26 protein-coding genes and 1 riboswitch are annotated in these 22366 nt (G+C 38.8%); of the genes, 21 read left to right on the top strand and 5 right to left on the bottom strand.

Annotation, left to right across the window (positions count from 1 at the left end; translation table 11 throughout):
* The first annotated feature begins 196 nt into the window (after window positions 1-196).
* From MBEAL2_RS18120 to MBEAL2_RS18105, 5 genes are all read left to right on the top strand, one after another.
* Window positions 197-1096: an RNA-guided endonuclease InsQ/TnpB family protein gene (locus MBEAL2_RS18120; RefSeq protein WP_236692933.1), complete on the top strand. Its 900-nt coding sequence runs from the start codon at window positions 197-199 to the stop codon at window positions 1094-1096.
* A 205-nt stretch (window positions 1097-1301) separates the two neighbouring features.
* Window positions 1302-1517, top strand: a complete 216-nt coding sequence (locus MBEAL2_RS18115) for a DUF3006 domain-containing protein (RefSeq protein ID WP_047153676.1) — start codon at window positions 1302-1304, stop codon at window positions 1515-1517.
* Between the two features lie 64 nt (window positions 1518-1581).
* Window positions 1582-1725, top strand: a complete 144-nt coding sequence (locus MBEAL2_RS31880) for a hypothetical protein (RefSeq protein WP_161798237.1) — start codon at window positions 1582-1584, stop codon at window positions 1723-1725.
* Window positions 1726-1916: 191 nt separating this feature from the next.
* On the top strand, window positions 1917-3032 hold the full coding sequence (locus MBEAL2_RS18110) for a hypothetical protein (protein ID WP_047153675.1): 1116 nt from the start codon (window positions 1917-1919) through the stop codon (window positions 3030-3032).
* A gap of 288 nt (window positions 3033-3320) precedes the next feature.
* On the top strand, window positions 3321-3692 hold the full coding sequence (locus tag MBEAL2_RS18105) for a hypothetical protein (protein WP_047153674.1): 372 nt from the start codon (window positions 3321-3323) through the stop codon (window positions 3690-3692).
* A 411-nt stretch (window positions 3693-4103) separates the two neighbouring features.
* Here MBEAL2_RS18105 and MBEAL2_RS18100 read toward each other — a convergent pair whose 3' ends face one another.
* Window positions 4104-4658, bottom strand: a complete 555-nt coding sequence (locus MBEAL2_RS18100) for a hypothetical protein (RefSeq protein ID WP_047153673.1) — start codon at window positions 4656-4658, stop codon at window positions 4104-4106.
* Between the two features lie 459 nt (window positions 4659-5117).
* On the opposite strand from MBEAL2_RS18100, the gene MBEAL2_RS29465 reads away from it, so the two are divergent.
* Together MBEAL2_RS29465 and MBEAL2_RS18090 are read left to right on the top strand one after the other, a co-directional pair.
* Window positions 5118-6488 carry a 5'-3' exonuclease gene (locus MBEAL2_RS29465; protein WP_052947814.1) on the top strand — a complete coding sequence of 457 codons (1371 nt, stop codon included), beginning with the start codon at window positions 5118-5120 and terminating at the stop codon, window positions 6486-6488.
* 18 nt (window positions 6489-6506) lie between these two features.
* The gene (locus tag MBEAL2_RS18090; protein WP_047153672.1) at window positions 6507-6854 is read left to right on the top strand and encodes a hypothetical protein; all 348 of its coding nucleotides are present in this window, start codon (window positions 6507-6509) and stop codon (window positions 6852-6854) included.
* A 541-nt stretch (window positions 6855-7395) separates the two neighbouring features.
* Here the strand turns inward: MBEAL2_RS18090 and MBEAL2_RS18085 are convergent.
* From MBEAL2_RS18085 to MBEAL2_RS18075, 3 genes are all read right to left on the bottom strand, one after another.
* Window positions 7396-7974, bottom strand: a complete 579-nt coding sequence (locus MBEAL2_RS18085) for a hypothetical protein (protein ID WP_052947813.1) — start codon at window positions 7972-7974, stop codon at window positions 7396-7398.
* 190 nt (window positions 7975-8164) lie between these two features.
* Window positions 8165-8677: a hypothetical protein gene (locus MBEAL2_RS18080; protein WP_052947812.1), complete on the bottom strand. Its 513-nt coding sequence runs from the start codon at window positions 8675-8677 to the stop codon at window positions 8165-8167.
* Between the two features lie 112 nt (window positions 8678-8789).
* Window positions 8790-9629, bottom strand: a complete 840-nt coding sequence (locus MBEAL2_RS18075; RefSeq protein ID WP_047153671.1) for a hypothetical protein — start codon at window positions 9627-9629, stop codon at window positions 8790-8792.
* Window positions 9630-10967: 1338 nt separating this feature from the next.
* On the opposite strand from MBEAL2_RS18075, the gene MBEAL2_RS29460 reads away from it, so the two are divergent.
* The 9 genes from MBEAL2_RS29460 to MBEAL2_RS18030 all read left to right on the top strand — a co-directional run bounded on the left by MBEAL2_RS29460 (window position 10968) and on the right by MBEAL2_RS18030 (window position 17950).
* Window positions 10968-11663, top strand: coding sequence for a stage II sporulation protein M (locus MBEAL2_RS29460; RefSeq protein WP_152667837.1), 696 nt, complete (start codon window positions 10968-10970; stop codon window positions 11661-11663).
* A 335-nt stretch (window positions 11664-11998) separates the two neighbouring features.
* A complete protein-coding gene (locus tag MBEAL2_RS18060) occupies window positions 11999-12355 on the top strand; it encodes a hypothetical protein (protein WP_047153669.1) in 357 nt (118 codons plus the stop codon).
* Window positions 12356-12788: 433 nt separating this feature from the next.
* Window positions 12789-13445, top strand: a complete 657-nt coding sequence (locus MBEAL2_RS18055; RefSeq protein WP_047153668.1) for a hypothetical protein — start codon at window positions 12789-12791, stop codon at window positions 13443-13445.
* A 140-nt stretch (window positions 13446-13585) separates the two neighbouring features.
* Window positions 13586-13870: a hypothetical protein gene (locus MBEAL2_RS18050; RefSeq protein ID WP_047153667.1), complete on the top strand. Its 285-nt coding sequence runs from the start codon at window positions 13586-13588 to the stop codon at window positions 13868-13870.
* A 616-nt stretch (window positions 13871-14486) separates the two neighbouring features.
* A complete protein-coding gene (locus tag MBEAL2_RS18045; protein WP_047153666.1) occupies window positions 14487-15278 on the top strand; it encodes a PadR family transcriptional regulator in 792 nt (263 codons plus the stop codon).
* A gap of 48 nt (window positions 15279-15326) precedes the next feature.
* Window positions 15327-15536 (top strand): hypothetical protein, encoded by a 210-nt coding sequence (locus MBEAL2_RS18040; RefSeq protein WP_047153665.1) that lies wholly within the window; start codon window positions 15327-15329, stop codon window positions 15534-15536.
* The gene (locus MBEAL2_RS31875) at window positions 15537-15689 is read left to right on the top strand and encodes a hypothetical protein (protein WP_161798236.1); all 153 of its coding nucleotides are present in this window, start codon (window positions 15537-15539) and stop codon (window positions 15687-15689) included. It abuts the gene before it with no gap.
* Window positions 15690-16428: 739 nt separating this feature from the next.
* Window positions 16429-17493: an S-layer homology domain-containing protein gene (locus tag MBEAL2_RS29455; RefSeq protein ID WP_052947810.1), complete on the top strand. Its 1065-nt coding sequence runs from the start codon at window positions 16429-16431 to the stop codon at window positions 17491-17493.
* 181 nt (window positions 17494-17674) lie between these two features.
* Entirely contained in the window at window positions 17675-17950 is a 276-nt protein-coding gene (locus MBEAL2_RS18030) for a hypothetical protein (protein WP_047153664.1), read from the top strand.
* A gap of 49 nt (window positions 17951-17999) precedes the next feature.
* On the opposite strand, the gene MBEAL2_RS18025 is transcribed toward MBEAL2_RS18030, so the two are convergent.
* The gene (locus MBEAL2_RS18025) at window positions 18000-18302 is read right to left on the bottom strand and encodes a hypothetical protein (RefSeq protein WP_047153663.1); all 303 of its coding nucleotides are present in this window, start codon (window positions 18300-18302) and stop codon (window positions 18000-18002) included.
* A 196-nt stretch (window positions 18303-18498) separates the two neighbouring features.
* On the opposite strand from MBEAL2_RS18025, the gene MBEAL2_RS31190 reads away from it, so the two are divergent.
* From MBEAL2_RS31190 to MBEAL2_RS18000, 5 genes are all read left to right on the top strand, one after another.
* The gene (locus MBEAL2_RS31190; protein WP_152667836.1) at window positions 18499-18720 is read left to right on the top strand and encodes a hypothetical protein; all 222 of its coding nucleotides are present in this window, start codon (window positions 18499-18501) and stop codon (window positions 18718-18720) included.
* 144 nt (window positions 18721-18864) lie between these two features.
* A riboswitch (cyclic di-GMP riboswitch) is annotated at window positions 18865-18947 on the top strand.
* Window positions 18948-19216: 269 nt separating this feature from the next.
* On the top strand, window positions 19217-19411 hold the full coding sequence (locus MBEAL2_RS18015; protein ID WP_047153661.1) for a hypothetical protein: 195 nt from the start codon (window positions 19217-19219) through the stop codon (window positions 19409-19411).
* 112 nt (window positions 19412-19523) lie between these two features.
* Window positions 19524-20810, top strand: a complete 1287-nt coding sequence (locus tag MBEAL2_RS18010) for a DUF1173 family protein (protein ID WP_047153660.1) — start codon at window positions 19524-19526, stop codon at window positions 20808-20810.
* Window positions 20810-21355 carry a hypothetical protein gene (locus MBEAL2_RS18005; protein WP_047153659.1) on the top strand — a complete coding sequence of 182 codons (546 nt, stop codon included), beginning with the start codon at window positions 20810-20812 and terminating at the stop codon, window positions 21353-21355. The genes MBEAL2_RS18010 and MBEAL2_RS18005 overlap by 1 nt, the downstream gene beginning before the upstream one ends.
* Before the next feature lie 327 nt (window positions 21356-21682).
* Window positions 21683-22210: a hypothetical protein gene (locus tag MBEAL2_RS18000; protein ID WP_052947809.1), complete on the top strand. Its 528-nt coding sequence runs from the start codon at window positions 21683-21685 to the stop codon at window positions 22208-22210.
* Window positions 22211-22366: the final 156 nt, after the last annotated feature.

Raw genomic sequence — 22366 nt, 5'->3', positions numbered from 1 at the left:
GAGACAAAAAAATTTTTAACCTATCCTCAAAACAATAAGCTGAGCAAGGAAAATGAAAACTATAAACTTCTAAACACAGACGCAGCACAGCAAACACTCAAGAAAGTGGAGGAAGCATTTACGTCTTTTTTTGGACTGCTTAAAAAGGGAGACAAAAGGGCACGAATTCCAAAGTACCTCGAAAAGGAAGGATTCTTTGAGCTTACTTTCCCTCGAATTAAAATACAGAAGGATGGCTCCTTTTTTTCTTCCGATGTCTCCTGCTTTTAAAAGGCAGTATGGGAAAGTGAAAATACAATTCCCTACCAATCTGGACCCTGACTGTATTTGTGAAGTAAGGCTGCTTCCTAAATATGAGGCCCAGTTTATTGAAATTGAATATGTGTACAAATTGAATGTTCAGCAACCGGCTTTAGATAAGATGCAGGCACTTGCGATTGATTTAGGTGTGGATAATCTGGCTGCTTGTGTGGCTACCAATGGGGCGTCCTTTCTTCTTGACGGCAAACCCTTAAAATCGTATAACCATTGGTACAACAAAGAAAACGCGCGATTACAATCCATTAAAGATAAACAGGGGATTAAGGTTCTTACGAACCGTCAGGTTCGTCTTGTCACCAAACGGAACCACTTTGTCCGTGACTATTTAAATAAAGCCGCTCGCTACCTTATCAATTATTGTCTCAATAATCGAATCGGCAAAATCGTCATGGGTCATAATCCAGGTTGGAAAAACAAAGTGAAGATGAGCAAAGCAAACAACCAAAAATTTGTTCAGATTCCACATGCTCAATTTATGGCTAAAATAGAAAATTTGTGTGATAGATATGGAATTGAAATGATAAGACAAGAGGAATCCTATACCTCCAAGGCTTCTTTTCTTGATAATGACCCCGTTCCTATCTACGAGGAAGGAAAAAAATATTCTTTCTCCGGAAGGAGAATCAAACGTGGACTCTATAAATCAGGGACCGGTCAGGTCATTAATGCGGATGTAAATGGTGCCGCGAATATCTTGCGTAAAAGTAACCACAGATTCCTCGGAAGAGTGGCTATGGGTTGTTTGACGAACCCCCAAAGAATTGCTTTGTCTTAATCCTCTTCGTTTTAGACAAAGAAGGTCTTGAAAGTAAGAATCCCACTGGCTTTAGCCGTGGGAGAGTCAACATCCAACCCAAAAGACACTAGATAAATTAAAGAAAGCAAACATTAAAATATTCCGCACAGATGAGCAAGGGGCTGTTGAAGTTATCAGCGATGGAAAAAATCTTTCGTTTAAAACAGAGAGGTAGGTTTTTTCGATGATGAAGGGCATTGTTGATCGTTTTGAAGGAGAAATAGTTGTAGTAGAAATTGAGGGGAAGACGCATGATTTCCCTAAATCCTTATTTCCATCAGAAGTGAAACCTGGTGACATTGTAGTGATGGATGGAAAACATATTTCTATTGATAAAAAGGAAATGGAAGAACGAAAAAAGAACATAAACAAACTAATGGATGAACTTTTTGAGGATTAGAAGGGAAAATAATTAAGGTTCCTCTTTTAAATTAACTCTACATGTAGGGAAGGGTGTTGTTTAAATGGGAAAAGATAATAAAGTCATTAACATTAATCGCTTTGCGAGACCGGTAGTTTTTAAAGATATGAATCAAATCATGAAGGAAAGAGAAGAAAAAAGAGAAGAAATAAAAAAGAGGATGAAGGAAATTTGGAAAAGAAAGTAGCGTTGCTTCGTTCCTTCCTTGAAATGGAATAGCTGTAATGCTATAATTCTTTTATATTAATGTGCGTTCAACTCACAATATAGTAAATCTAATAATTCAATAAATGATAGCAAAAATAGGAAGCACCTATGCTGGACAGAATACAAGTCTGTCTATTGCTAGGTGCTTTTTTGCGTCTAGGAGGGAAAAGAATGGAAAAGACGATTCAAAAACCTATTATCATTGGCAACTTCTTAAATGATGGCGGAGAAATGGCGTGGGCTTGGTGGTTGGAAGAGCATAGTCGCTTAGCGATTATTGGTGACAATTCCCTCAGTCCGAAACATGATATGGTGAAAGAGCTTGCCCGCCTGGTTCATGAGCATGATAAAAAAGCTGTGTTTTGGATTACGGGTGAAGAAGAAGTTCCAGCTACAGCTCAAGATATGGACATAACGGCAATTGAGTGGGTGGAGAAATTTCCGGATCCGCCTGAGATTTTTTCAGATAGACAAGACTTCATTAATAACCGTAATTTCTTCTCTTCTTCATATCTTCAATTATTAGCAAAAGTTAAAGGGGTAAATAGAAAAGACCTTCTCCCTCCCGCCTCTTTTAGAGCGCATGTTGAGGGACCGCTTATGGGGTATCAACGTGTAGTGGAGTCGATGGAAGATGGGGAAAATAAGGAATGGATAAAGGCTCGTCTGAATGAGCTTTCTCATGTTGTCTGGAAGGCTACTGAGGAGCATGGGGCTATGTTTACCCTACCAAAAGAGAAAACGCTATATGAGCGTGCACTGGCGTTCTTGCAAGCCGTTTGGTCATATTGGGCTTATTTAGGCTCATTAGACAATCCTCAACAATTACTGATGATTGTGGAGTTGCCGAAAGAATTTGTGTATAAGGAGGCCCCGGAGGACGTGCAGCGTATTGTAGTGGAAGCATTGCGTATCTTGAATTATTTAACTGTTGTCACTACAACGACACTGGTTCTTTCCTCGGAAACACTCTATCCAGCGGCAGAGCAAAACTTCCGATACCGTTTGTTCTTCCAGACACAGGATTCCGACATTGCGATAGAAAGCAATGAAATTAAGGAAGCATTACAGATGCCGGAATTGTACGGTGCCTGGGAATTGGGTTTCTCTCATGTAGGAATGTGGGAGGATAGCCATTCTATGGTTCGTTATGTATCTGAATTCCGCCGTAGCGGTACGTCCTTTATGGATGATTTTGGCGAAGAACCAACAGATATGCCGGTTGAGGAAGCGGCTCAAATAGAGACTGCAAATGGACAGGGGGAAAAACAGGAGGAGCTGGCTTAAGATGGAACGTAAAAGTAATGACCAAGTAGGGATTAGTGTGCCGAGTGTGTATGCTTATTTACTAACGCTCTTTGGAATTGTCATATTCCTGCAACAACACTATTCATAAGAAGGAGATTAATTATGTCTGAAACCGTTACCTTATATATCGCAAGTTTGTTTATGGTTGGAGGAATTGCTACTTTAGGAATTGCGTTTGTTATACTGGCGCGTGCTTTAGCGAATAGAACAGAAGGTTAAGAAACGAAGTTTCCACATCGTACTTTCGGCAGGAGTGGTGGCCCGGAAATGGACATTATTTTAATTTTTGGCTGCGGTGTGCTGACGATGTACTTCATTATTGGTTTTGTCCTTAATGTTCTCATTTTCATTTGGTCTAGAATGAAAGGAATGGATCGTTTTGAAGAAAACTGGGACATCATCATAAACTCTTTAAGTGGATTTTTATATTATCTGATATCCGGTATGTTCTTCTGGCTGCCTGTCACGATTATGTTCCTGCTGGAAAGGCAAAAAACGGAGGAACCCAATGCAGAAATAGAAAATGAAGCTGAGGATGAAATTGAAGATGAAGGGATTTACGAGGATTCATCTATCTGGCGATTTATCAGGCATCCCTATCGTTCATATCGCATGTGGTTCTATCAATACCATAAGTAATTGTAATTCGATAATCACGGAGGCTGTCCCAAAAGTACAAGTGAGGAAGTTTTCTATTACCTGAATCACTGTATTTAGGTTTTTTTGCAAACAAATCACTATATGTTGATATCGTTTCATGTTAAAGAGGCTGGCTCATGACTTTTGAGACAGCCTCTATTTTATTTTACAGGGACTAACGGATATGTTTTTCCCTGTTCAGGTACACTAACAGGTTTAAAATTCAATTTATTGTTAATGCTAGGAATATTGACTTCTAAGGAGTGATAAATTATGAAAGAATGCAGTTTTTGTGGCAAAAAAATAAAAGAAAATACCGTAAAAAAGAATAACGGGCGATGCAATAAGTGCGAAAAAGTATCTGAGGGTGTAATGAAAACTATTAATAAGTGGCTGCCGGTGAAATAGTATTTACTGTGCGTAAAAATACTCAAAAAAGACTTCATCATCCCTTTTTACATGAAGTAATCGGAGTTGTGGATTGACCAAATACCGCTCCATGAAACCGTTTAGTACTTGTGGTGATTCTAACTGGTACATGATAAGAAAAGCAAGGAGCTGTGCACGACTGCAACCGAGCGCTTTGCCGAGAATGTTTGCTTGCCGTTCAACATGAATTGTTATGTTCACGTCCACCTTCTCAGTCCTTCTTCCAAGTTGAAACAATTTATGTTTTTTAATGGATTTTTTTGTTTTTATTGGCGCATTCATTAATGGTTCTACTTTATACTCCAAACATTTTTCACCTGGTTCAGTTTTTACCTGGTATTCCCCTTTACTATATACTCGTTGAATATCTTCAACGAAGTCCGAATGATTTAAGCAGCCAAAAACAATTTCGAATAGCAGTTCGGACGCGGATTTTGAACAAGCTAAACTTAATCGGTTAATTTTAACCGCAAAATTTTCTGTGAATGTTAAGGAGATTTTTGATACTCTCATCTCCCCTAAGCAACGGCCCTTCATCGAGTTGCCCCCTTAATTTTTCAATATCGGGATTGCGTGAGTTCGTTAATTCGTTTCTTCGTGACTAGCTTATGAGAGTAGGGAGGGGGTTATGACAGGGAAAATGGAAGGTTTGCTGATTATGCACATTCACGCAGGTTCATTAAATACAAAGGAACACATATCCCTTTTCTTTTTTCCTACGATTACCTGTTAAATAAATGTATTCTAATTTCTATAATTCTCTATCTTTTTTTCCTAACGGTAATGTATAATAAAGGCATAATTTTACTTTTCATTTATGTTTCATCTTTCCGCAAGCGTGGAGAGAGCTGTGTTTTAAATTCTTTTGATTGTTAGTACAAGGGATTATTATGTCCATCTACATACGCCTTTTTTGGTGACTAAGAGTAAATGATTCTTACTCGTAGCCAGCAAAAAAGGCGTTTTTTATTTGTCTAAAAAAAGGAGGATGCCTTTATGGTTATGAGAAAAGAAGAAAATGTGGTCAGAGTTGTGTTGCCAGCTTTAGCAACTGTCGTGAGTTTAGAAACGGTTTTTGATAGTATAACGAGTAGGTTAAGAGGCTCGTCTTTTTCAAATGTCAAAGGAGTTACGTTGGATTCCACTAACGCGTTTCAGGTCACTTTAGGGACAGAACCGTGTGACATGCCGGGATCGATTCCCTCCCGAATTATGGAGGAAGGAAATGAGGTGCGTTTCCCTATCAGCGAAACGAGTGTTTCTGCTTTTCTTGAAGAAATACAACATTTCACCAGGGCAATGCGAAAAAAATATCCGCATAGTGCGTTAACCCGTCCTCTTTCCTATTCTTTTCATGAGGGAGTTTTTACGGTAAAAGGAGATACATCTGCTCCTGCGGCCGAAAACAAACCTGTCCGAAAAGAGGAACCAAAGCAAAATGTAACACCGCTTGTTCCTAAACAGGGACAGAAAGCAGGGGGCACATTACTATTAATTGATGGTCCAAACATTCTAAATCGGGCATTTTATGGGTCATCAAGCGGAGGATATATCTTGAAACGGAGTGATGGAACGCCAACGAACGCAGTACGCACATTTATTGAAATATTTTTCAATTTGCTGAGGGAATTCAATCCGAGTAGCGTATGTGTGGCATGGGATTGTGACCGCAAAAAGACGTTTCGCCGCTCGATGTTCGACGGCTACAAAGCCCATCGAGATTCCTCGGAAAAACCTGTTGAATTGACCGCCCAAGAGCCTCTTATTTGGGATTTGTTAAAAGAAATGGGAGTTCCGCAGCTGGTCACGGAACCTTATGAATGCGATGATATAATCGGTAGTTTTTCCAGAAAGTGGATAAATGAAACGAATGGAGAGGTATACATCTGTAGTAATGACCGCGATTTTTACCAATTGCTCCATAAGCGCATTCATATCATTCGTAAAGACAAAAATGGAAACAACGTAACATATACGAAGGATATGCTGGCGGAGGAATATGGACTTGAACCCCATCAGATTATTGACCTGAAAGCTCTGGTAGGTGATAAATCCGATGGGATTACTGGTGTTAAAGGAGTGGGCGATTCAAAAGCACCCGCTATGCTTCAAAAGTACAAGTCAGTAGAGAATTTATACGCTAATCTTGAAGAAATCAAAACATCGGAGTTCAAGCGGTACTACAAAAGTCTGGAAGCGGGTTATGATTCAGCTATCCTATCCAAAAAGCTTGCTACGATTGTAGATGTACCAGAATTGAAAAATGTCGATGTTTCCCGCCTTTCCTTACAATTAAATCGTGCGGGCATGATTGAAGGGTTTAGAAAATTAGAATTCAAGTCGTTTCTTGAGAGAATGGGCGCGTAACCATAGGGGGAGAAAATCATGGAGAAAATTAAGTTAAGTGAGCTGTCAAAAGGAGCGTCGTTTGGTTGCTGCGGGTCGCACCATCTATGTGAGATGGGAAGAAAAAAATGCGTACATGTTGACGTGGATCCGGATTATTCAATGCTTTGTACTGTGTACCTAAGACAGCAAGGCTTGATATACCCACCGATTGAGGGAGTTGAGGTGAGTATAAGGACAACGCCTATACTAAAAGAGGGGCCATTCTTAATGGAAGCAAACGAGCCTGTTGAGCCTCTGTTTGCCGAGACACCTTCCTTGCAGGAAAACAAGGAAGAGGAAGAAGTGGAGAGTGCAGATGCCAATGGGCAACTACTTCTGTTTTAAACATAAAAAGCCGCCTGCTAATTAGTTAGTGGGCGACTTTATCGTTCCTAAAAAAGTTTATAATTCATAGTAAAACAGTTTATTACAATGCTTCCTAATCATACTTTCATTGATGTAACAAAAAACTCCCCTTTCCCGGAAAGAGAGTAGTGTATGGGGAATTTTACATTCCTATGGCAAGGTACATCCTGAGTGAAAACACGAACTGTAATATATAATGCAATACGTATTGCTATTAAAGGCGGCAAATGATGGAGGCATTCATACAAATTTTTATCGAACTTTAATGCATTTCCAATGAGAGGCGTCCCTACTTCACTGATGTACTTTTCTGTATATCAAATGTTCGATTCATTGGTGGAATATCAAAGTTAATCATACTAAACTTATTATTAATATACCAAAATTCAAGTGCTATCTTTTTATTGCTATCTATATAACCGATTACATTTGCACTTTGTAGATTTCTTTGGTAAATATCATTCCTTTATATTTTCATTATTGTTTCTACAAATCCGGAGTAAAAGCGAAATCATAATATTCAGTTTAGCAACACAAAATTATTTATATACCCACCTGGTTTCGCAAATATTTCTTCAATTTTTCCAGTCTGTAAATGATAGTAATATAATGCGTTTGGGGTTCCCTCCTGATTTTTTGAATTTTCTCTACCTGTAAAGAAGAAACCCTGATTGTCAGGGGAAAAGTAAGCATGTTCAATGGCGCCATAATTTTCAGTTTTGAGTAGTTGTTTCTTGTCATTTTTTAGGTTAAGTAAATATAATTTTCTTTCTTTAAATACCATTGGTGCAGTTCTGATTAGAGCGAACTTGTTATCTCTTGAGCTAGAAAAAAGCATGACCATTTCTTCCGCTTTATATATTTCCTTTAACATTTTTCCGTCTACATCATATTCACGTACTCGGTGAACCGCAGGTACTACATCCGGTGTTTGTTCCAATTCAGCTTTATGTCCTTTTTGCAACCTTTCTTTATAAGAATAGAGGGAAGCATAAAGTTTTCTTGTAAATGGATTGAATGTCAATGAGCGAACAGAAGTATCGTGGTCACTTTGATCCAAAAGTTTTAACTTTTTAGATTGCAAATCGTAGATTGCCAATGGAATATTTCTTTCACCCTTCTGTTGTAGATGGCAATTTAAAAGTGCAGAGTTCGGCAACCATTTTTGATACACTTTCCATTCATTAGATTTTACATGGAGAGGGGGCATGATAGGCTAGATAGCCAAGCGTACTATGAGTTCCCAGCAGTTCGTAGCAAATCATGCCCCTAGAGGCTCCATGTCAAATCTATGCAAAAATGATGAATATTATTGTATATTGATGAATAACATCCATTGCCGAACTCTGCACTTTTTCTTTGCCAAATACATTCTGTGACACAGACATAAAGATTTTATTATCAACCGGAATCATATGATTAATCGCAGACAGATTTGTTGTTAATTGTTCTTTCTTTTTTAAGTTTAAATCATATTCGACTAATTGATCCGAGCCGGTTGAATCGCGTTCAGAGTAATACAGAACATTGTTATTACGGTCAACAACACCCAAAGGGTATTGGGCAGTCATCGGTACTTGCCCCACTTCCGTAATTACTTTTGATGTAAGATTATAAGTGAAAAATTGAGTTGTAAACTTCCCGTCCTTTTGTGAAGTTAAAGTTATAGATAAATAAGGAGACCTATCTGGTTTTAGAGAAGTATAAGACCCACTTTTGCTACTAATGCCTTCAAGAGATGAACAAGCGCTCAATGCAACAGTTATAATAAAACACAAAAATGAGCAGAAAAAGTATTTCATTCGAAATCCTCCTGATACATAAAATAAAAAGTGTTGGAGTTGTAGCCCAACACTTTCCTATTTACCGTTATAAAGTATCACCTATTTTGCAGCAAAGTCATCAATTTGTAATTTATCTGTAGTGAAAGTAGCGTCCAGTAAAACTTCCATAAGGCGTTGGATAAGTTCCTATTGTTGTCTCAAAGTAAAAGGACATCTTATTAGGCATTATATCGATTATAGCGTTAGGTAAACTTCCAACATCATACTTATAAACGATACCAGCAATGTTATTTTCTAAATTTCTTACATTAATTTCAGTAGCTTTTGGTGGATTATCAATGGATTGCTTTGTAGCACAGTCTTCTTCTGTTAGTATCGTTTGATCGTATCCCTTTCCTCCAACTCCATCATACCAAGTAACTGTACCCTCACCAAGTACATTGGTTGAAGAAATTGTAATTTTATTGTTACTTGCCCCGTAAGTGTAAGTCCCTACACCTGCATCCGACATTATGTTAATTCCAGTAGCTGATTTTTCACTAATTGGATTTCCATTAGCATCGACGACTTTTGTTGGATAACCCATTCCATCATAAAGGACTGTCATACCAGGCTGAGGTTTAGGGAGTACAGGATCATCGAGATGGTAAACTGGAAGAGAAGCACGCGCTTGTTCCATTTCTTTAAGGATTTCTTTTTCTTTGGCTTCTAGCTGAAGTATTTTATCCTGTGAAATGTCAGGAACTTTATTTTTTTTTGCTCCTGATTTAACTCCTTCTAATTTTGGACTTTGAACAACCATTTTACCATTTTTATCGTATGTTAATGTGGTACCTGGAGGCATTGTTTTAGGAATCGTTTGTTCAATAGACAAGGTTGAAGACTGAGTAGATGTTGCTGATACAGTATTCAAGGACATACTTAAAATTGCTACAGTAGCTAGTGATGTGAAAATAGCTCTTTTCCCCATTTTTTCTCCTCCAATTTGTTATACATCTGAACCATATTACTTAAAATAACACATATTAATTCTGACTATTCTGTTATTTTCTAACAGAGTTTTTCAATCTGCATCTGTGTTATATATTCAGTTTTTATAAATAGATAATTTTATGTTTTTTATACTAAAAATTTTAACATTAAGTTTCTGTTTTTCTCTTTTATATTCTGAAACTCACATTTCATTTCCTCCCTTGTTGGTAATATTAGCCCCTAAATTTCACAATATGAAGGCTAAGTTGTAAGATAATAATTGTTCTTTTTTTTAAAGGCTGCACCTTACCATCATCAAGAGAACTGGAAACCTAAGTTGCTGATGGTATTTTTATATTTATTATATTTAGACATAACTGTGCTACTTCCTCCTTTATTAGAAAAAACAGGAAATAAGTACCTGATTAATCAATATTATTAAAAAATTATAAATAATTAGTACCATTAAACTATTTAATTGATAGTGTAATAAATAGGTAAATTTCAACCTACTTACTTTAATGATTTTAAAACACCATTAAACATAATTTGAATAGGAGTTATTACTTTTCTCAATATTAAATCTTAGGAATATAAAACAGCTGTTGTAGGATTTGAGAAGTTCTTTAAATGGGAAAATGGCGATATGCGTAAATCACTTTTCCTTAATTAACGATAGGTAGGATGAATGGTTAAACCCAATTTATATAAGTTTCGTTTTAAAATTAAACGGTAGGTTTTTGTTAGTCATTATGATTGTTTTTGTGCTAAAAACACTTTGATTTTTCATTTTCGTATTTAATTAACTCTCATTGTAATACTTGCATCAAATGTCCGAAAAGCTATTTTGGAGAATGCAAAAGGGTCCTTCTTAAATAATGTAAGAGGACTCTTTTTGTTACGTAGTTGTCACTTATATACGAAAGAAAGAATTTTGTTCTCTTATTAATCCATAGTAATAACTCTTTACTTAGCCAATCCTATTTTAGATTTATAACCTTTATTTTAGGAGTCCATTTCCTTTGCCCAAACAGGCCTGAGCGCATCTGCTATAAATATGTTGAGGTGTTTTATAAATATTAATTAAGAAGGTTGATTTCATAAAATGTTAATGGCCAGGATAAGACCTTAACACTTTTAAAGCTTTGGAGTTAGTATAGTTTCATGGACATGTCTTAAAATTTCTTGAATTTATTTTCATGGGTTTTATCTAAATCAATATTTCTTGTTTAGTAGGCTATTAATTTATTGAATTATATAACATTGTATGGTATATTCTTACTAGCTAAATGTAGATAAGCCTTTGCCACTTTATATTGTGTAAGGGTTTGTTATCGTGGAGGAAGCACCTCAACTATGTCGTCAAGTTCTTTCGGCATACTTGAGGTGTTTTCTTTATGTTAGAGAAAGAGGTGTTGTTTTGCTCGGATATGACAGGGAATGGGAAATGTTTCAAGAGAGGTACCGCCCGGTTTTCTACTTTCTTCTTTACCTATCTATTGGTCTGATAATCGTCATGTTTTATTCCTTTGTCATGGCGCCGGATGTAATGAAGAAAATGGTGAATACGCTAACGAACTCGCTCAGCAATAAAGGGATGTTACAGGATAATCCATCGCTTACGCTTAGTCTTAAGTTGTTCCAGAATAATGCTTTAGCTGCGTTACATTCCATATGGACAGGTTTAGTGCCGGTGATTTTCATTCCGCCTCTCCTCTTATCAATGACGATGATGGCGGTAGGAGCTATATTAGCCTTTGCAGACTTTTCGGGTCATGATCCGTTCCAAATGTTCCTTTTGGGAATTTTGCCTCACGGGATATTCGAATTAACTGCTTTGGTTTACGCAGCCACGGTAGGGACATATGTGAGTATACAAATGGCGAAATACTTCTTTTTGAAAAGAAGGATTGATTTTTCTGAGCGACAACTGTTGCTCATGTGTATTGGTTCTTATTTTCGGGTGGTTCTGCCGTTGTTAGCCATTGCTGCTTTGATTGAAGGGCTCGTGACGCCAATCTTATTAAGATAAAGAAAGAAGGGAAAATGATGTCGCAAGTTATCACATTTTTACTGATTTGTTTGGGGGTCGTTATGGCTCTCCACTATGTACAAAACTTATATTATAAGAGGCAATGCCGGAAGCTGGAAGAATTGTTTGTTTCTGAATTTGGTACCTGTACGAAATTTGAACATAAGGCCGATGGAGCTTATCATGTTTATACAGGAAAAGAACTTTTCGAAGTTCGACTAAAAAGAAACAAATACATCATAAAGGAGAAAAAAGCCCTGCTAAGTTTATAAGGGAAAGAAAAGGGGTAAAGAGAAATAACCTGTATTCTAGAGTAGAGAAGGATTGGAGCCGTAATGAATCAACATCTATACATCCATATCAGGGACTTAAAACATAGCCAGGTAATTTCTTTATTGGAAGAACGGGGAATCTCTAAGCGAGCTGAGTTGGTATTGCTTTCCGAAGTGGTCCTGGTACCAAAAAAGATGGAAACCATTCAGGAAAAACTGACGAGTCCATTTCCATGTTCCAGCATCCTTGTGATACAAGATGATTTAACATGCGGAGGGATAAAAGACCTCGAAAGACTCTTTGGTATATACTTTTCACCCGAACAGCAAAAGTGTTTTGCAGATCCCTTTCTGTTCGCATTAAAGACGCATACGGTTAGGGTAAGTCCAGAACGTAAGGCTGAACCGATTGTGGTGTAAGCGGAACGTGGACACAAAAATCAACATTTGTTGTAGAAAACTGTTGAAATAGGTACATCGACATGGTAATATATCCAATATAATAGTTTCCAGCATACGTATGATAAATACGTTGGCCATAAATGAATATCTTGAATAGGAGGAAGCACCTCCGACGGCTAATGACGCTATAAGTCTATCCGTTGGAGTGTGCTTCCTTTTTTTGGTTTAAAAATGTCAATGAGCAGGAGGGCAATTGTCAAGAAATTTTCGTCCGTACCAAAAGGGATGGGTCATCACCCATTTATGTTTCCGTATGCGAGTTTGGTTGGTAATATAGAAGCTCTTCTACGAAACAGGCGTTGAATATAGGTACATATGTTCGTATAATAAAAGGTAACGATTGAGCTCAGACGAACAGGGGATGATGAACGATGTGGGGAGGAGAATAAAAATGAAAAAGTGGATCAAAACAGCAAGTATTTCTTGTGCATTGTTAGGTTTTGCGACGATACCGGTCTTTTCTTACATAGACTCAAAATCATCATCTCCTAGTATTAAATTACCGGTGAAATCGCAAGCGGAGAATAAAAATAAGGTGATTATTCCAGAAGGAGCGGTTCCGGTGAGCAACCATACAGCACCAGGAGAAAAAACCGCAAAGAAAAATCCATCGTATGTGACGGTAAACAACAAAATGTTTGTTGGCGTTACCGAGGTTTTAAGGATGTCAGGATTCACGGAGATTAAGGCGGATAGTAAAACCAACGCTATGACAGCTGTGAGGAACAAGGCAGGAAAGCAACTTACCTTCAAGCACATCATAGGAACCGATACGATTCTTCTTAATGGATCACCCAATCGGATTTCCGAAAAATCTTGCGTGGTGGATGGAAAGCTCTATGCATCCTTTGATTTGTTCCAAATTATTTCCAACATGACAAGAAGTAAATCGGTGGAGCAACAGAGAATGGATCAAGAGAAGGATTGGATTGATGACGATGGACACGACCATCATCTTGAACAGGCTGGTGAGCCAGGGCAAACGGATGGACATGCAGGAGAACATAATCTTGCACACGCTGCGGAACCAGTGGGAAAACAGAAGTAAACATTAAAATTGGGTTAGAAATGAATGAGAAAAGCGGAAGTAAAATGTGAAATTATTAACAATTTGGTAAAGTTCTTGATGATATAAGAAGTACAGCCATTTTGTCCTTCTTATACAATTGCATGAAAGGGGTAAGTACTTTGATAACGGTCCGAGAAAAAGAAGTAGAGGGCAATATCACGATGGTCAATTTTACTGGAAACAAAGTCGATAGTCGCTTGGATGAATTAAAAGGACAACTTGCTGAGTATCAAAAAATCAAACAGTTCCTATCGGTCAATATGGATGCAGCCGATGTGGATTTTCTACGCTGTTGGGAACAAAAAGAAAAAATGCTATACGATGAAATTAGAAGGCTGGAAAAGAAGTCTATCCCCCGACCTGCATTTAAAGAGAAAGGATTACCGGATGATTTGGTTGTATGATTGGTTGGCTCGTGGTATCATTTTTGTCGCCTGTGCGATTCCCATATTGCTCGTCCTGGGCTTTTCCCTGGCAGTTGAGTACCCGAGATGGAAAGAGGAACACAAACACAAGGATACCGAGGGTAGAGCGGATTAAATCCCGCTCTACAACCCCTTTGTACAGTCCGTTAGGTGAATATCCAATATTAGCTATCCGATGAACTTTCTACTTCTCTCGATCATTTATCCGCTCACCCTATATACCTTTTGGGTTGGTCGTTCGTCTGTCTGATTTAGGCTGATGTTCTTCCCCCCTTCATTACCCTTAAATTGAACTTTATCGTTTTATCTTTGTCGGTTGCATTGCCGGATGATGCCTGGCGCGCACGACAAACAGGCAAACACCCCACCGGAAAACCGGATAAGGCATACGATATGATATCGTGTGGGTAAAATGGTGAGGGGGCACGATAAAAGAAAGCAAAAGAAAAGATAAGGTAGGGAAGTACGGGAAGAGGCAGGAAGGAAATCGGATAACCAAACTGGATATTCACCTAACGGATTGTACGGGATATACTAGAATTGGGAACAAGATAGGCATGTTCAAAATTTGACATGTGAAAGGAGCTTTTCAATTTTGGATACGGATGAAAAATCCCCCGTACTGTCGTTGCAAAAGTTAGGCGTGAATTATGGCAAGTTGATTTTGTATGCCGTGCTGCAAGAGCTGTCCTATGGCCCTTCTTCCGCTCTCCCCTTGTATGATTCCCTAAAAGGGGAAATTGCGGGCAAGAAGTTCTCAAGGAAACACTTTTATGAACGCCTGGCGGAGATGGAGCAAGTGGGCTTCATTAGATTTGTCGGCAAGGATGCACAAAAGAAACTGTACGAGATTACCGAAAAAGGGCGAGCGGAGTATAAAGTGGCCTATGACAAGTATTACCCCTCTTTTTCATCGCTGCTTAACCAGGCATCGGTGATACGATATGACATTAACCGGCGTGGAAACAAGCCAGAGATAAAGCCAATCTCCACGGCGGATCGCCGCTTCTTTGGTCGAATTGCCAATGTGTTTAATATTATTGCCTACTTCGCTTTAACTCGGCTTCGAGAAGAACATCATGCTCGTCTCCGTAGTGAGCCTGTTAAAAGGATGATTGCGAAAGACATTCAGAATGAAATAGGCGAAACTTACGGCTGGAAACCGTCACATGGTCATTTTTACGATGTCATGCACCGGCTGGAAGTAGAAAATGAGTGGATCCATTCCAAATGGGATGATGATAAAAAACGGTCCCGTCGCTTTTTTGAGATTACAGACCGTGGGCTACAGATAGTGGAGCTCAAGGCGCAAGACGTAGAGCATGAAATGGGGGAAGTGATTCTTTTTCTTCGGTCTGTTCTGCGTGCGTTTGACCGCAATGTGTAGGAAGAGAGCAATGTAAATCGGGCAGCGGGATAGGAAAGGTGTGTTGTTGTGAATTCTTCATATTTCATTCTGTGCATGGGTTTTACCACGATTCTGTGCATGGGTGCTGCCCTGCTTTATCGAGTAGGGCGAGTAGAACAAAATATAGTCATATCCCGTGTAGCCCGGTATCTATTTATTGCTTCTCCGATTCTATCGATTCCCTTTGGCTATATGGTCGTGTACTCGATGCTGTTCATCGTAAAGGTGGTGGAGTAGGTGGAGAAGAATCGAATCAGAGTTTATGCCTTTATGTTCGCTATGTTTCTCGGTCTTTGCGGCCTCTTATCCTGCGTGTATTTCGCAGGACAGTTCCTTGAGAGGGACAATAGCGTGATGGTGTTTCGTGAAATGATGGCGGGCAGGAATTAACCATCAACTATCCAGTGATTTACCGTATCAGTTGGACCGAATATCAAAGAAAGGAGGGGATTTGCATGCCAATGGATTTTGAACATTTAGAGGTACTAGGCTGGGTCCTCGTCTTTGCTCTATTTGGTATTGTGGATGTTTATATACTATTGCGGAAGGGGAAGAGATAACGTGCTGCATAGACCTTTTGGTGTACCTATTGAAATCCTTTGGGCGGTTCCAGTAGCAAGGTTTTCCTTCCTAACTGCCTTGTCTATCGGAGCGATCTTTATTTTGTTTTTCATCTACTATAAAGGTACAAGCTAAATGTATATATAAGGAAATCCATTCGTATTTGAAAAATGTTTATGGCAGGTGATAGATTTGCTGGTAGACTCTTTTATTTTAGCAGTTCAAATTATTTGGGGCGTTCCGGAATTACGGTATCTTTATCTCGGAGTTATGTTTATGGTTGTCATCTTTGTTTCCTCCCTTATCTACATCAAATGCTCATGATGGGCGTAAAAGAGGTGAACGCTTGGAGTCCTTTGTTGATTTTTATTTTCGGGATATGTAAACGAATAAATCAAACCTGCATTTTACCATTTTCCTTCAAATTTTTCATATAAGTTTCCCATATTTGAACATTTCTTAAATTGTGTAGACTCCGTTACCGATATAGATATTATCAAACTTTTATCCTACAAAAACATTGTATTAGGTACATTTGATGGATGCAGAAAAACTCAGGGGGAATGACATGAGGAACAAAAAACTTTTAACAGCTTTTCTGGCTGCATCATTGGCAATGCCGCTTGCTGTATCAACGACTTCACCTGTCATGGCAGCGACTACACAATCTACTGACACGGTAGTACAAGTAAATGGACAAGTATTTATGGACATATCTTCAAGCTTTTGGGCGTACCGTGCGATTCAGTGGGGAGTAGAAAACAGTGTCGTTTCTGGCTATTCAGATAGAACTTTTAAGCCAGCTAAGACCGTAAGTGAGGCTGAATTCTTAGCTATGCTTGTAAATGCGTTTGAAAAGAACCTTTCAAAAGGGACAAGTCATTGGGCAGACCCGGTTTACAACATAGCAAAGCAAAAGAATTACCCGCTGTTGGCTCTAAACAATCAACAGCGTGATTCTGTGAAAATGACGCGTACACACGTAGCTGAAATTGTGGCCGGAGCCTTCGGTTACAACTATTCCGGAGACACTGCGATTCGTTACCTGTTAGCAAAAGGATTGTCCGCAGGGAAAACGTCAGCGACCGTATCTGGTTATGCAGAAAACGATGTATTGACTCGTGCGGAAGCTATTTCGTTCGTGAAAACACTGACTGAGCATGGATTAACATCACTGGCTACTCGTCCGGCATCTCCATCGAAAGTTTCTGATGACATGAGCCAAGTACCTTCTGCTCCTTCATCTTCGTCTGTTTTGCGGAATACTGTATCCGGAGTTGTTGCGGTTACTCAATCAAATATGGTTGACCAAGCCACGATTAAGCGTTTAGGTACAGCTATTGGTAATACGGTACTTAATCTGAATCCTTCTGGTGGAAAACTAAGGTTCCCTATCGTGAACAATCTTCCGCCTAATTGGGGTGTGTTGGTGAAAAAAGATGGGGATGTTGTTGCTAAGTTTGGAGGAAACTTTGGTGGAAAAGTCCCCGCATACTACGATTATCAATATGGACCAGACACCGATGTAACTATAATCTATACTTACTTTGGTTCTTTCGACGAGCCAGTCTTTGATGTCAGCTATTTCAAAGGGTATAAGATATTTAATGGTGAAGCCATTTCTGGTAAATAATGTTGAAATGCTCTAAATAACATAAGGATACACAATGTATCTGAGAGTTGTAATTCCGAATAAACCTTTTTAATCCTTCCTATAGATAAGAAATCGATTAGCATAAATACCCTTGTAAAATTTGCAGGTTAAAAAATTACCTTGTATGCTTGAAATATTAAAATCTCTAGGGGGTATACGGATGCTGCAAGCAGATGAAAACAATCAAAAACCTACTGTAACAGACTTAAATCAATTGGATATCGCTATTCTTTTGGAAAAACAAATCCTGGTACTGGGTAAACTCAGAAATGGAACTCCGGAAGAGAAAGTACAAGCTCAAAAGGAGGCGGAAGAATTGCAAGAAGCAATTCGAGGACATGTCAACAGTGCCGCTTTTGTAGAAGCAAGAAAACGTTTAGGTCTACCAGCGGAAACAGATCCGAATTCGATTTCATTTTTAGAAAAAGAGGAATGATAAGCCAGGATAAAAGTGAGTGGATTAGGTGAAATTCCTTCTGCTTGCTTTATTTTTTACCTAATTTCAGAAAGAGAGGACCCCTTTTGAAAAAGTTATTGCCAATGGTCATAGTAGCTGGAGCTCTTTTCTGCGGTTCGATAACCAGTGTAGAAGCAGCAGGCGTGAGTATTTCGTCATCGAGGCCGAGTATTAGTATTAGTTCCACTCCTCGAATAAGCACACCCTCACCGGCACCGCGCATCAGTACTTCTATATCAACCTCACCGCGGTCTACTTCACCAATATCGGCCGGAACAACCGTAAAACCATCAGTATCAAGTCCTAAACTGGGCTCCACTTCTACAGTCATAACACAAGGGAAAACTCCCCCACAACAGGGAAAGCAGCAAAAGCCCAATGCAACAAAACCAGCTGGTGCACCAAAAAATCAACTTACTAATCAAATCATATCAACAGCGTTATTGACGAGCATTTTAACCGATGCCTCGGATGGTACATATGAAAATCGTGTCTTATATGTAAATGATGATGGAAGCGATTGTGATGTGGATGATTTATTAGCAGGGGATCAGGATTGTGGGAAATTGCTCCCGCAAGTAGAACAATTAATGGCAACGAATTCAAACCTTTCACCGGTCCAGCAGAATACCGAAAAGGATATGTCTGTCGTGCCAGATGCTTTAAATATGTTGTTTACATCTATGATGTGGGTTTTAGGCTTAGCCGGTCCTCTCTTCATTTTTGGTATTTTAAGAAGAATGCTATAAGTCAACGAAACATTTATCGTAAGATTTCAGAAAATATTTTAAAAAAAATTCAGTCAATAAACATCTTCCCATTGCATATAGTCTATTTTATCCTATATAATGTTTTTAAATTGTTTAGTGTGAGTGATTGTAATTCTAAAGTCGCATATGAAGGAAGCGATGAATAGTCATCTGTATCTGGGCACTTGGATGACTAGGAGCGAGTAGTGCAACCGGCCAGTCTATTAAACTGGTCTTTTTTATTGCTTAAAAAGAAAAATTTAGGTATTTATTACCAGTATGGTGCAAATTTTGCGCTTGTGATGAAATTGCATCGCAGTAAAATGGTCATAGTACATAAGCTTATTTTACTTCCTTGATTTTTTGAATCTTCCTCTCTTTCTCTGTAAAATTATAGAAGAGGGTAGATATCTGTAAAATCATTTCCATAGAAATTGACCAACTATCATTGAATTCATTCACGTATAACTAACTCAAAATTATGGGAGGGACTAAGATGAAAAGCAGTTACATCTATACACAAACAAATGAAGCTTCTCTAAGTGAGTACAAGAAAGAAATCAGGGAGACAGATGAAGAATTAGTGATCTCCTTTCAATTTAATCAAACGATTGATACCGATAATCTAGACAGCCATGTACTTTCTACCATTAAAAATGAGGGAATCGTTGAATCTGTTAACAAAATATAGTAGAATCTAAATAACAAACTTGATATCGAAAACGCGGAGGAAGCACCTCTAAGAGCCTATTTACAGGTTCCTTAGTGGTGATTCCTCTTTTTGCGTTGAGGAGGGATTTTATGTGACTGACACTGCACAAATCAAAGAGGCAAGATTCATGGTCAAGCATGAGGTATTTGACGACTTTGATAAAAAGAGTGAAAAAGAGCTGGTCGAGCTTCTGGCAGCCTGGCATCAAAAAAAGGCCCGAATTATCTGCTTATGCCAAGAAGGAGTAGGAATTGCTCCGATCCTTCATGTGAAATACAAGAAGGAATCCAGGACATACTTTATCGCCAATAATGCTTCTAATCGAAAAAAGGATATTCTACATTCCTTCTCCTGTCGTTATAACTCCGGGGATGAAGGTTATAAAGGGATGCTTAGAAAAAAAGGGATCATTATTGATGATGAAGATGTGATTTCTTGTACCTTAAAAGAAGCAGCCCCGCAAAAAAAGAAGAAGGATGAACTGCCATCCATTGAAGAACGCAGGGTGATTTCCCTATCTACCCGAACCAACACCGGCTCACAAGGGACAAAAGGTCAAGCCAGTCTGCGTATACTCTTTTCCACCCTTCTACAAGAAATGAACATTAATAGGTTTAATCCTGGTGAACTGAGGAACATTGGAGGCAGGCTTTATAAAGCAGGAACGCGTACCAAAATCAATGGCAAATGGATAAAGGACTCCCTGTTCCTGGCTCGTACACACGCAAAGGTAGATGGAGTGCTGAAAAAGACCGCATCGGTCCGTAAATATGATTTTAGAAAGCACCAGCTTGTCATCGGATGGGGAAGTAACCGTAACAGTGAATATGTGCCTTACTACAAAGAGGGAAGTAAAAATATCATGACCATTCCCTTGTTATCCCTCGATGATAAATCTTTCGTGTGTAATCTGACTGTTTTTGAATCCATTTTCAAAAACGCAACAACTACTCGGGTTGATACTGACTTTGGCTACTGGGTTCTCTGGCGGGATTTTGATGGGAAAACGGGCAAGTTAGTGGATAAAGAATTAATCTTTGTGCCGGCCGAAGAGCAAAGCATGATTCCGGTTGAATCTTCTTATGAGGAACAAATGATTGCTCATTTACTTCTGACTGACCGTAAGTTTGAAAAACCACTCGTAGGAAACCTGACTCAGTATTTCCTTGATGCACGTCCAGACATGATGTTGCTTGATACAACTCCTTATACCGTTGTAGAAGTTGCGGGTATGAGAAATGAAGATTATCATTATCGATTGGATGAAAAAGAGAAACATTATGTGGAGCAAGGCTATCGTTATGTTGAATGGGATGGGGAAGCTTCTCTTCTATCTCATACAGCTCTAAATCAGATATCTAAGGGGGTCATTTGGTAATGGAACGATTAATTTACGGAGCTGTGGCTGCGCTTGCACTAGTCATCGGTAGTCAAGCGGTAGGGGGGCAATCCTCTCAAGCTAGCCTGGGACTTCCGCAATTACAAAATGTCCAAAAGGCAACCTCAGACGGACCCACTTCGTCATTGAACGCACGCTATCAAAATGAAGTCTTTCTTATTGATTCTATAAAAGCGGGGCAGAAAAAGGATGGGATCGCCCTTACCTTTCATGCGAAACAGCTTCAAAAATCTGAAATGTATCAAACTGAACTTGCCAAAACAGCAAAAGCAGTATTAAAAACAGACAAAGGAATTTATGAGCAGCCGCTAGTATCATGGCTGGATGAAAAACAGTTAGAATCAACCTTTCCTGTTCTGTTTAAAGGCGCTACCGGCAAACCGAAATCGTTAACCTTTACAGGAATCTTAATGACTGACCACGATGGAAAGCCGCCTATCGGTTATGAATCTCCTGTGGTTCCAGTTAACCTCCAATTTAAGGAAGGTTGCTCTTTATGCGAAAAAAAAAGTTCCGTTCGGTAATATCATCAAATAATCTATCGGGTATTGGAATTAATGTTTTATGATTATGGAAAACAATTGGTGCCTAGTCCCAACTGCACTAGCAATATTTTCACTCCTTGAATACATTCTATAAAATAGATAATTTCAATATGGTATTCCTCATAGCCAAAAAAAGAAACGAGAAAGCCCGCGAAAAAGCAGTTAATTCGCAGGCTTTTTTCTTGTCCTCTTGACTGGCTTATCTAGCAAAAGTTTACAACATACTGTTTTTGGATATGCTATTATAAAATTAACGAACGGTTCTGAAATTATAATGAACTGGTGCCAATGCACAGGAGGGTCGGTATGAGTCAGGAGTGGCAGTTTAATCGGGGTAGAATTATGATGGAAGGTACGGATATTCTGTTGTTTCAACTTCAAAAAGCTGAAGTCATACATAACAAATTTGATAGGCTCCTAAAAGAATTAGCTGAGATGGACAAGAGGGAAGATAAAGGTTTTTCGTCCATAATGCTATCGATAGATGGATGGAATGATGTACCCGAGGAACTGTATGAAATTTCACAGGTTCGACGGTTCATGGGAAAACTGATTAGAAAGGTTCCTCATTTGCTGTTTTACCTTAGCCCTGGTAATCAAATGCCGCATCAAATCCTAGCAAGCTTATCCGATGTTGAGAAGTTTTCAAGTGGTCCTGTTTCGATTCCTGAATATTATAAAGGTCAACATCATGCACTCATACAATTACCGCAAGTGATGGCGGATATGATGCTGAATGCCATCCAAACGCATGCAGCTAAAGTAGATTTTGAGGATAAGGAAGGACAATTGCCTGTTATTTATAAAATCATCGAAGGACTAGCAAAGAATTAAGGCATCCTATCTAACTTTGTAAAATGGAGGTTACTCTTTTGTATTTCTTATCTTAACTAGAATGAAAACTAACGAAATAGGACTATTGCATTAAGATTGTTTCTATGCTAATCTATTCGGAGAATAACCAAATACGGAAAACACAGGCAGAAGCAC

This window comes from Aneurinibacillus tyrosinisolvens, assembly GCF_001015055.1.
Lineage (GTDB): Bacteria > Bacillota > Bacilli > Aneurinibacillales > Aneurinibacillaceae > Aneurinibacillus_A > Aneurinibacillus_A tyrosinisolvens.
This window is presented reverse-complemented; position numbering and strand designations above follow the sequence as displayed.